Here is an 11835-nt window from a genome sequence, read left to right as displayed (position 1 = left end):
CCGCGCGCTGACCCCTCCTGCGAGGCGGCCTATTCCTCTTTGCAGAGGCTCGTGACCTTGTAGTTGTAGTAACCGAGCTCGTCCTTCCAATACTCGCCGTTGTAGTTGTAGATCTCGTGCTCGGAGTCGATCTTCGGCTTCTGCGGGCGGCCCTCTTTGGGGGCGCCGCCACCCTGGGCCTTGATGCGGTTCAAGATCTCGTACTCGATCTTGATGGCCTCGCGCTCCAGGTCGTTGATCTCCTGGATCTGCGTCATGAGGCGCTGACGAGCCAGCGCGCCGGTGCTCTCTTTGGCGATCGAGAGCAGACCATCGAGGTTCTCCGTGATCGTGTCCGAGAGCGGGCTGCTCTTGAAGTCCGGCTTCATCTCGTCGAGCTGAGAGCTCTCGCGCTGCAGCTCGTTGACGTAGGCGTAGTTCTTCTCGAGGGTCTTGTCCTGCAGCGACTTCTGGGCCACCTCTTCGACGAACGGGTCAAGCTTCGACTCGCTGTTGCGGATCTTGACGCTCAGGTCGAAGAGCGCGAAGTCCTCCGGAGCCTTGGAGAGCAGGTCCTTGAGGTCGTCGCGGGTCTTCGGGTAGCGGCGGTTGAACTCCTCGATGGCGAGCTTGGCCGGCTGGTAGCGGCAGTTGAAGTAGTAGGTGACCGCCTTCAGGATGACCGACTCGGGGTACAGGTAGTCGTAGAAGAAGGGCGCGTTGAGGGTGTGGATGTACCCGAGCGTGCGCTGGTAGTGGAGGTTCGCCTTCTCGGGCTCGAGCTCAACGAGACGGAACTCCGACCAAGAGGCCGCGAGGATCGAGTCGAGCCAGTAAGGCGACTCGAGCGGGATCTTGTCGAAGTACTTGTTGGCCGTCTCGAACTTGCCGACCTGATAGAAGATGTAGCCGAGCGCCAGATTGGCCCGCTCCTCGTAGCGCTGCATCTCCTCCTCGAAGCTGAGCTCCTCGGTCGTGCCGCCGAGGAGCTTGCCGCTCTTCGCCAGCTTCTTCTGGGCCTTCTTCTTCTTCTTGGCCTCCTTCTTGAGCTTCTTCTTGTTCTTGTTGGCGACCTCCTGGAGCGTGATGTTCTTGCGGAGGACGCTCTTGAAGGCCTCGACCGCCTGCGGTCCGTGGAACTCGCGGGTCTCGGCGACACCGAGGAAGAACTGGGCCGGGATGTAGTAGTCGCTGTCGTCCGGGACCTGGCCGAACAAGGCGATCGACTGACCCAGGTCGCCCTTCTGGTAGTAGAAGCGACCGAGCAGGTAGTAGAGCTCGTCGCGGACTTCGTCGAAGGCCGAGTCCTCGAGGTCAGCGGGCTTGTAGGTGCCGACCTTCTCGAGCACGCCTGCACCCTCAGGCAGCTCGCGGCTGAGCGAGGCGAGCCACGGCAGCGTGAGCTTGTGGTACGGGTGGCTCGGGCCGGCGGCGACGATCTCGTTGAACACGCTCAACGAGACCGCGTAGAACTCGAGCTTGTAGAGCGTCTTGCCGAGCCAGAACTTGGCGCGGTAGGTGTCGCCGGGAGTCTTCCCGCTGGCCACCGCGTCGAAGATGATCGCTGCGCCCTGGTAGTCCTCCTTCTTGTATTTCTCCTCGGCGTCAACGAGGACTCCCGTGGCGGGGCCACTTGTCGGCGCTGCGTTCACCGGGCCGCCGGAAGGCGGTGGCACCGCAGCACCCGACGGTGGAGGCACAGCTGGGCCGCTCGAGGGCGGCGGCGGCGGAGTCTTGCCCGCGGGCGGAGGTGGCGGCGGACCGGCCTCAGCAGGTGGGGAGAAGAGGGCCCACGTGGCGCAAAGACTGAGAAGAGTGAGTGACGTGAGGTGTCGGAGCGATTTCATGCGGTCGTTGCGTCCTCAGCGAGCGGGGTGTTGCCAAGCGGGAGAGCCTGGCTTCGGCCTCGAATTCTCGAAGTTCGAAGTGACTCCGGCGCTGGCGCCGGGGCAGTTCGCACTCATAGAGGCTTGGACATTACCAGCGGCCAGCTTCGAGTCGCAAGGGCCTCTCGCCGTGCTTGTGCTGGCGAGAAGGCTGCCGGAGAATTTCGCGCGGCGGAGAGACATGGGCAGATCCGGCGCACCGTGCCCCGTTCAGGCGGCGAAGGGGCGTGTACCAGCGCGGACGACGTGGCTATTCCCCGTCGGTTTGCGGGGGTGGAACGAGCTGTATGCGAGGGCGATCTGTGGAGATCTCGACGCCGTCGCAGAAATTCCGGCTGTCGGCCGCGAGAGGGTCGTGACTATTGTTACAGGGTCCACGGGAGACACGGTGGCAGGGGTGGCCCACGTCCAGTTGGTGAGCTCGGTGGAAGGATCTCCGCCGGGATCGCTAGGTGAGCCGGCAAGGCCCTGCGAGGTCTGGTCCGGATGTTGGGTAAACCGGCGCCAGAAGGCCATTTGCGCCCGATTGCGCGAGTTCTGGCCTGGGTCCGGGACGCTTGACCCTATGGCCTGGCCGTGTACGATGGAGGCCCTTTCCGGCCGTCACGACCGAGATCCCACATGCCAGCCAACCGCACGCTCGCTCTCCTTCGCACCGCCGCCACGTTGCTGGGCGCCACGCTCCTCGTTCCGCTGCTGAGCGCCTGCCCCAAGGGTGACATCGGGGCGCCCTGCAATCACGGCGACGTTCAGGCGCCTGAAAGCCAGGTCGTCACGTTCCCTGCGCTGAGCTGCAACGACCTGCTCTGCGTGTTCGCGCAGAAGGATTCGCCGCCGACCAAGCCGTGCAAGAGCGACGTGGAGTGCAACACCACGGGCGACGGCATCACGCGCTTCACATGCACGAACAACGACTGCCAGCTCGACTCCACGTACGTTCTGCAGCGCTCGATGTGCTCACGAGCCTGCAACGACGACACTGACTGTGAGGACGGCGGCATCGGCAAGAAGGTCCTGGCCAAGGAGACCTCGTGCGAGAGCGGCTTCAAGTGCGCACAGCTGCAAAAGCTCGGCGAGTTCTGCTGCCAGACCTTGTGCGTGTGTGGCGACGACCTCTCGGAAGGTACGCTCGCGGACCTCAAGACTGCCTGCGACAAGTTCCAGAAGGACGCCGACGGCAAGCCGATGTGCAACACGATGGAAATGCCGCCGACGATGTGATGGCGTGACGCTCAGCCGTCGGTGCCGAAGGCCCCGGGGATCCAGGTGATCTCCGGGGCTTTGTCGTCGCCGAAGACGATCGCCACCACGTCGAAGCGAACCTCGACCTGCTCCCACAACGAGGCTCGGACCAGCCATGCGGTCGCTGCTCGCAGCAGGCGGCGCTGCTTGTTCAAGCTGATCGTCTCGAGCGGGTGACCTGCGAGGGCGTCCGCTCGGCTGCGCACCTCGACGAAAACCAAGGTGTCCGGTGCACCGGGAGGTCCCGCGATCCGGGCCACGAGGTCGAGCTCCGCGCCGGCGAGGGTGACGTTACGGTCGCAAACGACGAGGCCGCGAGCCTCCAAGAAGCTCGCGGCCAGATCTTCGCTCGCGCGTCCACGGGCCCGTGGTGACACGGGCGGCTGCACGGAGCTTCAGGCCTCGTTGGTGTTGTTCGGCTCGCTGTCGCCGGAGCCGTCGAGGAGACTGGCGTAGCCGCCGAGGCGCGCGCGGATGCGGGCCGCGTTGCCGCTGAGCGTACGCAGGTAGTAGAGCTTGGCCTTGCGGACGCGGCCGCGGCTGACGAGCTCGATCTTCACGACGCGGGGGGAGTTGACGGCCCACACGCGCTCAACACCGACGCCATGGGAGATCTTGCGGACCGTGAAGGCACCGCGGGCGCCGTTCCGCTTGCGATGGATGCACACGCCCTGGAACACCTGGATGCGGTCCTTGCCGCCCTCGGAGATCTTCGCGTGGACACGGATCGTGTCGCCGGGGCGAAACTCCGGGAGGTCGCTGCGCTTGTAGGTGCTCTCAATCTTCTCGATGAACGGGCTGCTGTTGCTCATGACAGGGCTCTGAAGGTCGGGGCCGGGTGGGCGCAGGCTAGCGAGCGGCGGGCGTACGGAGCTCGCTGAGCGCCGCGGCGGCAATGGTGATTGCCGACCCACATACCGGCTGGGGGGGCGAAGAGTCAATCATTGGGGCCCATCGCGCAAGCTCTAAAGCAGCTGCCTCGACTGAGAGAGGATCCAGCGCGAACACCGCTCGCAGCGCTGAGGGCCAGCTTGAGGCGTCCTGGGGCTCCTCGCGGGCACTGGGGCTCGCAGGTGTGAGATCTCCCAGAGCTGTCGGTGTCGGGCACAACAGCAGGACGAGGGGTGCGGAGAGATCTCCGGAGAGGGCGAGCAGATCGAGGAGCGCCGCGCCGCTGTGGGCCTGCGGCAGCGAGGTCTCGATCGGACCCACGACCACGGCGACAAGCTCCGGGGCGACGCCGTGGCGGCGCTTCAGGGTGCGGCGCAAGGTCCGGAGGTCGGCGGTCCTGGCGTGCGTGAGGAGGCCGCTGACGCCCGGCAACGCAGCTGCGCCTTCGGGCAGGTCTCCGAGGCCAGGTTCGCGGGCGAGGTAGATCGGGGTTGTGGCGGGCAGGACCCGCCGCGGGCGGAGGTCCGGGCGCAGGGCCCAGGTCCGTCGCCAGGCCTGTGTGGCCCGCCAGCGGCCGGCGGCGTCGTGATCTCCGGCGAGCAGGACGGGGGGCACGGCGACGCCGCGAAACACAGGCGGGCGGGTGTACTGGGGGCCCTCGAGCCAGGTGCCTGTCCCTTCAGACAGGTCCGTGGTGGCCATGAAGCTGTCGCGGGCAGCGGACTCCGGGTTGCCGAGCACGCCTTCGCAGAGGCGAGCGACGGCCTCGACGATCGCCAGCGCGGCCACCTCGCCGCCGTTCAACACGAAGTCGCCGAGGGAGAGGCACTCGTCGACGTGGGCCTCGCGGACGCGATCGTCGATGCCCTCATAGCGGCCGCAAAGGAGGGCGATGCGCGGGAGGGCGGCGAGCCTGCGGGCGGCGCGTTGGTCGAAGCGCGGGGCCGAGGGCGTGAGGAGGATGCGGTGCATCGGGCCCCGGGCGGCGGTGACCGCCTCGAGCGCGGCGGCGACGGGTTCGATCTTCATGACCATGCCGGGGCCGCCGCCGTAGGGGGCGTCGTCGACGGTGCGGTGACGGTCGTGGGTGTAGTCGCGGTAGTCGGTGCAGTGCACCGTGACGAGGCCTTGTTCGGCTGCCTTGCCGATCAGGCCGCCGCGCAAGAAGCCGGAGATCGCGTCGGGGAAGAGGGTGAAGACCTCGAAGGTCGGGCCGCTCACGACCGGGACCCCTGGTCGTCCTCAATGTCGTCGCCGTCAGCGAGCGCGTCGGGGAGCATGCCGAGCGGGAGTTCGACGCGCAGGCGGCCCTCGACCTCGGCGATGAAGTGCGGCAGCACGGGCAGCAGCCAGGTGTCGGGGCGCCGACCGGGGATCTCGTACTCGACCTCGAGGAGGTCCTGGGCGCCGTTGCTGGTCAGGCCGACGACCTTGCCGAGCGGCTGGACACGGCCACCTGGGCGCAGGCGCTCGACGGCGAGGCCGATGAGGTCAGCCAGGTAGAACTCGTCGGGCTTGAGCGCCGGGAGGTCGCTGCGGGCGAGCCACAGCTCGCGGCCGCGGAGGGCCTCGGCCTGGTCGCGGTCGGTGACGCCGGCGAGCTGGACGCGGAGCATCGGCTTGCCGGGGATCGGGTCGACGGCGACGAGCTTGAGGCTCAGGTCGTCGCGGCCGGCGGCGCGGAGGTTGACGACGAGACCCGGGCGCAGGGCGCTCGAGCTTGGGGAGTGCAGGTGGACACGGACCCAGCCACGGACGCCGTGCGGGCCGACGATGACGGCGACCGCGAGCGCGTCCGCGGGTTGTGACGGCGATGCGGCGGGGCGCACGGGGGGTTACTCGAGGATCTCGAGGTCGGCGCGCTTGCGGAGCTTGGCCGAGGCGGCGCTGAGGAGGGCGCGCATCGCCTTGACCGTCCGGCCTTGCTTGCCGATGACCTTGCCGAGGTCGTCCTTGGCGACCTTCAGCTCGAGGACGATGGTCTGCTCGCCGGAGATCTCGGTGACGACGACCTCATCGGGGTGATCGACGAGGGCACGCGCGAGGTACTCGATGAGGTCCTTGAGGGAGATTTGGGCGGCGGAAGGTGACATGGATGCCTCCAGGGGAGCGAGCGGGCGCGAGATCACGGGCGCGGGAAGGGGGTCGCGGCATCACGACCCGGAGAGCATTTCACACCCGATGCGGCTCGGCAAAACGGGCCGCGAGCGCCTCCGCGGCGCTCGCAGGCTCGTGTTTGGTGGAGGTCTCAGGCCTTGGCGCTGCCGGCCGTGCCCTTGCGGGCGCGACGAAGCAGGCGGGCGACGGTGATTGTCGGATGCGCGCCCACGCCTTCCCAGTAGCTGATACGGGCCTCGTCGACGACGACCGACTCGGCGTGCGGATCGTAGGTACCGATGCGCTCGAGGAAACGACCGTCGCGGGGGCTGCGGGCGTCGGCGGCGACGATGCGGTAGTAGGGGCGCTTCTTGGAGCCCATCCGGGCGAGCCTGATCTTGACGGCCATGATTGCTTGCTGTCCTGCGTAACTCGAGAGAGCGGGGGCGAAAGGGTGCGAAGGCTAACTGCCGGGGTCCCGACGGTCAAGTCGGGGGAGCGCTGGCCTGCGCGGCCACCGCGACCATGACGCCGCGGGACAGGTCTTATAAGGCCAGAGGCCTCGAGACGATCGTCTCGAGCCACGGGAGGGCCGTGCGCTTGGTCGCGTCGCAGCGGAGGTCGACACGGCGGCCGACGACTGAGATCGTCGCCCGCGCGGACCATGCTCACGCCCCTGCCCTCCCGACGCACCCCTCTCCGTACCCACCGGGGGAGATCGCCCCTACTCGCGGCGGTCGGCCTCGCCGCCTCCGCCGTGCTCGCCTGTGCCACCTGCGGCCCGTCGGACCCGGGGCCCATCAACGCGAGCGCCGGCGAGAAGGGTGAGGCGATCGCCCCGGCCGAGGCCCCGCGTCTGGTGATCGACATCTTCGCGTTCGCTCGTGTGCTCGGCACGGTCGCGCCGTGTGGCTGCACCACCGAGTCGCTCGGCGGCCTGCAGTACGCGTTCGGCTACATCGAGGCCAACTCGCAGGCGCAGTCGCGTCTCGTGCTCGAGCCGGGGTCGTTCCTGTTCCCGGACCCAGCCGGGCCGGAGGCGCCGAAGGACGAGGCGACGTGGGCCCAGGCGGAGCAGCGTGCTGCGGCGCTGCAGACCCGCTTCAGCGGGCTCGCGGAGCATCTGGTGTCGGGGCTCGGGCCCACCGACCTGAGCTCGCCGAAGTCTGACCTGGCCCTCGAGACATGGCCGCTGCCGCGAGTGCTGGCGAACTGCCGCAGCCTCGATGGGCGCGGGGTGCAGGCGCACCGGGTCGTGCGCCTCGGCGACGCGACCTGGGCGATCGACGCCGGCGTGACGGCGGTGATCGAGCCGGGGCTGGCGCCGGGCCTGCACGCGGAGCCGCCCGCCGAGGCGCTGCGCCGGGAGATCGCGGCGATGCGCGAGGCCGGCGTCGACCTCACGGTCGTGCTGCTGCAGGGCTCGCGCGCCACCGCCGAGGCGCTGGCGAAGGAGGTCGCGGGCATCGACCTGATCGTGGTCGGCATGCCGGTGGGCCTCGATCGCACGCGGCTCGGCGGTCCGCCGGCGCGTCTCGGCGGGACCTGGGTGGTCGAGCCTGGCGAGCAGGCGCAGACGATCACGCACATGCGCCTCGAGATCGCGGCGGCCGCGGTGCAGCAGTTGCCCGCACCGGCGACGTGGACGCTGGTGCCGACAGCGGCGGCGCAGCGGCAGGAGCTCGCGCGCCTCGACGCGCGCCTCACCAAGTTCCGGGCCGACCCGAGCGCCGACCCCGACTTCATCGCCCGCCTCGAGCAGGAGCGGACGACGCTGACGGCGAGCATCGAGCAGCCGGCGCCGGTCACTGGCGCCGTCGCTGTCACCGTCGAGCAGAGCAAGATCTCCTGTCACCTCGGGGCCTCGGACGCCGACGCCGCGGCGGCGCTGCGCAAGTACGACGACTGGGTCGCGACCCAGAACCAGAAGGCGATTCGCTGGTGTGCGCGCGCCAGCGCCGGCGAAGGGCGAGGCCAGCTATGTCGGCGCGGAGCAGTGCGCCGCGTGTCACGCGGACGAGGCGGAGCACTGGGCGAAGACGCGGCACGCGGACGCGTACAAGACCCTGGTCGACGTGAACAAGCAGTTCGACCTCAGCTGCGTCGGCTGCCACGTGACCGGCTTCCGCGCGCCGGGCGGGTCCGAGGTGGTGGAGAACGCGGCGCTGCAGAACATCCAGTGCGAGCAGTGCCACGGCCCGGGGAGCCTGCACGTCGCGGTGCCCGAGAAGCGCGGCAAGGCCAACGCGATCCGCACGGATGCGCCAGTGGAGCTGTGTCAGCAGTGCCACTCGCCGGAGCACTCGGACACCTTCGACTACGCGGCGTACTTGCGCGACGTGCTGGGTCCGACGCACGGCCCGGAGCGGCGTGCGGCGCTCGGTGAGGGGCCGACGGGACGTGAGCTGCGCGCCGCGGGGCTCGCTGCGGCCGGCGGTGGTTGCAAGAAGATGTAGACCAGTGCGCAAGGTCATGGGGTACGCGTCGTTGACCTCGCTGGTCGAACGTGCTCCCCTCCCCCGGCCCGCATGACCGCCACGACCCCGCAGAACCCGACCGCCAAGAAGGTCTACTTCGTCTCGCTTGGCTGTCCCAAGAACCAGGTCGACACCGAGATCATGCTCGGGGTGGTGCGCCAGCAGGGGCACCAGCTGGTCGACACCGCGGAGGAGGCCGACACGCTGGTGGTGAATACCTGCGGCTTCATCGAGGAGGCCAAGCAGGAGTCGGTCGAGACGATCCTCGAGCTCGCACAGGCCAAGGCGGCGGGTCAGGGCAAGCGCTTGGTGGTGGCCGGCTGCCTGAGCCAGCGCTACCCCGACGAGCTGGCCAAGGAGATGCCCGAGGTCGACAACTTCCTCGGCTCGGCCGACATGCTCGGGCTGGCGCAGGTGCTCTCGGGCGGGGCGCAGCGCATGGGCGTGACGCCGCTGAGCCGACGCGCCTACCTTTACGATCACAACACGCCGCGGCAGGTCAGCGGCCGCACGCACAGCGCGTACGTGAAGATCGCGGAGGGCTGCGATCGGCCGTGCGCCTTCTGCATCATCCCGAAGCTCCGCGGGCCGCAGCGCAGCCGCTCGATCGCCAGCATCGCCGCCGAGGCCGAGGCGCTGGTCGCCAGCGGGGCGCGCGAGCTGTGCCTGATCGCCCAGGACCTCACGACCTACGGCAGCGACCTCGACGATCGCCCGGATCTCGAGCGCCTGCTCGATCGGCTGTGCCAGGTCCCCGAGCTGCGGTGGATCCGCCTGCACTACGCCTTCCCCACTACGGTCACGGACGGCCTCATCCGCCAGATCGCGAGCGAGCCCAAGATCGCCACGTACATCGACGTGCCGCTGCAGCACATCGACAGCGAGGTCCTGAAGCGCATGCGTCGGGGCTACACGGAGAAGGTCGTGCGCGGCATGGTGGAGCGGCTGCGGGCGCAGTCGAAGTACATCTACCTGCGCACGACCATGCTGGTCGGTCACCCGGGCGAGAGCGAGGCGGCGTTCCAGCGGCTCTACGACTTCATCGAGGAGGGCCACGTCGACCACCTCGGCGTGTTCCCGTGGTCGCGCGAGGACGGCACGCCCTCGGCGTTGCTGCCCGGTCGCGTCGACCCGGAGCTGGCCGAGGAGCGCCGTCTGGCGCTGATGGAGCTGCAGGAGGAGCTGCGTCTGGCGCGGCAGGAGGCGCTGATCGGCGAGGAGATCGAGGTGCTGGTCGAGGGCGTGAGCGACGAGAGCGAGTTCTTGCTCGACGGCCGCCACGAGGGCCAGGCGCCGGGCATCGACGGCAAGGTCATCCTCACCGATGGCAGCGCCGAGCCGGGCAGCTTCGTGCGCGCGCGCGTGACCCAGGCCGAGGCGGTCGACCTGGTGGCCTCGCTCGAGCTCTGACGTCGTCGACCGAGTTGGCGAGGGCGGCGACCTCGGCGATCTTCTGCGAGCGCTGCGCCCTTACTTGAGGGCGATGACGTAGGCCAGCCAGGCTTCCTGGTTCTCGATCTCGGTGTGCTCGACGAAGTCGCCGGTGCCGGTGAGGAATTCGTCGCCCTCGTCGCCGTCGACGCGCTCGAAGTAGAATTTGACCGCCTTGAAGCCGGCGGCGAGCAGCAGCTCGTGCAGCTCGGGGAGGGTCCAGAGGCGCCAGTCGTAGGTGAAGGCGCGCGTCATCTGGCTGCGATCTTTGAACCGCCAGCTGATGTGGCACATCGTCCGGTGGTCGATCGGGCAGAATTTCTCCTGCTCCCAGACATAAGTCGCGCCGCGGACCGGGCGCTCCTCCTCGAGGACGGCCATGCTCTCGGTGCCGCCGTAGACCTCGAGCGCGAGCACGCCGTCGCGGACCAGGCCCTTGCAGGCGGCGGTGAAGTACTCGCCGAGCTGCTCGCGGGTGTGGAACACGCAGTAGCTGAAGTTCATCGCCAGGGTCAGGTCAACCTTGGCGAAGCGGGTCTCACGGACGTCGGCCTGGGCGAGCTTGACGCGGCGCGCGACGTCGGGGCCGGCGGGCTCGAGGTTGTGTTCGCGGCCCCAGGCGAGGGTGGCGGCGTCGAGGTCGACGCCGAGCGCGGTGCGCTGGGGGTCCGACTTGCACCACTCGGTGGACAGCAGGGCGGTGCCACAGAAGTCCTCGCGCATGCGCAGCGGCTTGCGACCGCGGTACTTGGCGAACTGCTCCTCGAAGAACTCGATGTCGACGCCGGGCGACTGGACGCTGACCTGGTAGAGCGCGTGCTTGTCGGCGCGCGCGGCCAGGGTGGGCCTCGCGGCCTTCTTCGCGGCGGGCTGCTTCTTCGCGGCGGGCTGCTTGCTGGTCTTCTTCGCGGGGGTGGGCTTGGCTGGCTTTTTGGGCATATGGATTCACCGTTCAGCGGCGAGGTAGGTCCACCAGATCTCCTGGTTCTCGACGTAGTCCGGCTCGTAGAAGACGCCGGTGCCCTCGCCCTTGGCGTCGGTCTTCTCCCAGTAGAAGTGGACCTTCGAGAAGCCGGCCTCGAGCAGGAGGTCGCGCAGCTCGGGGGCCATCCACAGGCGCCAGTCGTAGCTGAAGGCGCGGTAGATCTTCGAGCCGTCGGGGAACAGGAAGTGGATGAAGCACTGGAAGTCGTGCGAGAAGGCGTCGAACTTGGCCTGCTCCCAGCGGTAGATGAAGTCGCCGTGGTCGTTGTCGGTGTTGCCCTCGAGGATCGCCTCGGTGCCGCCGAGCATGTCGAGCAGGAACACGCCGTCGCGGTTGAGGCCGGCGTGCACGCTGGTGAAGTACTCGAGCAGCTCGGCGCGCTGCTTGAAGCAGTAGTAGGAGAAGTTGAGCGCGCAGGTGAGGTCGACCTTGGGGCGCTTGACGGCGCGCACGTCGTCGCAGATGAGGGTGACGCGGCTGGCGACGTCGCGGCCGGCGGGGACGATGTGGTGCTCGAGGCCCCAGTTCATGGTGTCCTGCGAGAGGTCGACGCCGAGGGCCGTGCGATCGGGGGCGCTGCGGGCCCACTCGCAGCACAGGGCCGCGGTGCCGCAGAAATCCTCGCGCATGCTGATCGGGTCGTGGCCGCGGATCTTGCGGTAGGTGCGGGCGAAGAACTTGACGTCGCCCTCCGGGTCCTGGACCGCGCGCTCGTAGAGGGCGTGGCGGTCAGCCTGTTGGGCGAGGGTTCGGGCGGGCTTGGGTTTCGAGGCGGCGCTGCTGCGGGGCACGGGGACCTACGCGCGGCAAAATACGCGAGGACCGCGGGCGCGGTCCACTGCAACTG

Annotated in this window: 11 protein-coding genes and 1 pseudogene; 3 read left to right on the top strand and 9 right to left on the bottom strand. The window is 68.8% G+C overall.

What is annotated here, in order from left to right; translation table 11 throughout:
- Positions 1 to 29 precede the first annotated feature (29 nt).
- Positions 30 to 1655 carry a tetratricopeptide repeat protein gene (locus IPJ59_RS08415; protein ID WP_293259433.1) on the bottom strand — a complete coding sequence of 542 codons (1626 nt, stop codon included), beginning with the start codon at positions 1653 to 1655 and terminating at the stop codon, positions 30 to 32.
- A gap of 831 nt (positions 1656 to 2486) precedes the next feature.
- Here IPJ59_RS08415 and IPJ59_RS08410 point away from each other — a divergent pair.
- Positions 2487 to 3086: a hypothetical protein gene (locus IPJ59_RS08410; protein ID WP_293259436.1), complete on the top strand. Its 600-nt coding sequence runs from the start codon at positions 2487 to 2489 to the stop codon at positions 3084 to 3086.
- 11 nt (positions 3087 to 3097) lie between these two features.
- On the opposite strand, the gene IPJ59_RS08405 is transcribed toward IPJ59_RS08410, so the two are convergent.
- The 6 genes and pseudogenes from IPJ59_RS08405 to rpsP form a co-directional block, all read right to left on the bottom strand.
- On the bottom strand, positions 3098 to 3484 hold the full coding sequence (locus IPJ59_RS08405) for a YraN family protein (protein ID WP_293259439.1): 387 nt from the start codon (positions 3482 to 3484) through the stop codon (positions 3098 to 3100).
- An 18-nt stretch (positions 3485 to 3502) separates the two neighbouring features.
- The gene (gene rplS / locus IPJ59_RS08400) at positions 3503 to 3919 is read right to left on the bottom strand and encodes a 50S ribosomal protein L19 (RefSeq protein WP_366524568.1); all 417 of its coding nucleotides are present in this window, start codon (positions 3917 to 3919) and stop codon (positions 3503 to 3505) included.
- 511 nt (positions 3920 to 4430) lie between these two features.
- Positions 4431 to 5219: pseudogene (trmD, locus tag IPJ59_RS38665) on the bottom strand (tRNA (guanosine(37)-N1)-methyltransferase TrmD); the annotation flags it as partial.
- A complete protein-coding gene (rimM, locus tag IPJ59_RS08390; protein ID WP_293259445.1) occupies positions 5216 to 5827 on the bottom strand; it encodes a ribosome maturation factor RimM in 612 nt (203 codons plus the stop codon). The pseudogene trmD and the gene rimM, both read right to left, overlap by 4 nt.
- A gap of 6 nt (positions 5828 to 5833) precedes the next feature.
- The gene (locus IPJ59_RS08385) at positions 5834 to 6091 is read right to left on the bottom strand and encodes a KH domain-containing protein (RefSeq protein ID WP_293259448.1); all 258 of its coding nucleotides are present in this window, start codon (positions 6089 to 6091) and stop codon (positions 5834 to 5836) included.
- A 155-nt stretch (positions 6092 to 6246) separates the two neighbouring features.
- Entirely contained in the window at positions 6247 to 6504 is a 258-nt protein-coding gene (rpsP, locus tag IPJ59_RS08380; RefSeq protein ID WP_293259451.1) for a 30S ribosomal protein S16, read from the bottom strand.
- 1534 nt (positions 6505 to 8038) lie between these two features.
- Here rpsP and IPJ59_RS37660 point away from each other — a divergent pair.
- The gene (locus IPJ59_RS37660) at positions 8039 to 8551 is read left to right on the top strand and encodes a cytochrome c family protein (RefSeq protein WP_366524567.1); all 513 of its coding nucleotides are present in this window, start codon (positions 8039 to 8041) and stop codon (positions 8549 to 8551) included.
- A 72-nt stretch (positions 8552 to 8623) separates the two neighbouring features.
- Positions 8624 to 9982: a 30S ribosomal protein S12 methylthiotransferase RimO gene (gene rimO, locus IPJ59_RS08370; protein ID WP_293270699.1), complete on the top strand. Its 1359-nt coding sequence runs from the start codon at positions 8624 to 8626 to the stop codon at positions 9980 to 9982.
- Positions 9983 to 10042: 60 nt separating this feature from the next.
- On the opposite strand, the gene IPJ59_RS08365 is transcribed toward rimO, so the two are convergent.
- Together IPJ59_RS08365 and IPJ59_RS08360 are read right to left on the bottom strand one after the other, a co-directional pair.
- Entirely contained in the window at positions 10043 to 10942 is a 900-nt protein-coding gene (locus tag IPJ59_RS08365; protein ID WP_293270698.1) for a class I SAM-dependent methyltransferase, read from the bottom strand.
- Positions 10943 to 10948: 6 nt separating this feature from the next.
- Positions 10949 to 11779 carry a class I SAM-dependent methyltransferase gene (locus tag IPJ59_RS08360; RefSeq protein WP_293270697.1) on the bottom strand — a complete coding sequence of 277 codons (831 nt, stop codon included), beginning with the start codon at positions 11777 to 11779 and terminating at the stop codon, positions 10949 to 10951.
- Between the last annotated feature and the right edge of the window lie 56 nt (positions 11780 to 11835).

It is taken from the genome of Nannocystis sp. (assembly GCF_016714285.1).
Classification (GTDB): domain Bacteria; phylum Myxococcota_A; class Polyangia; order Nannocystales; family Nannocystaceae; genus Nannocystis.
The sequence above is the reverse complement of the archived record's forward strand: the minus strand, read 5'-3'. Positions and strand labels throughout refer to the sequence as shown.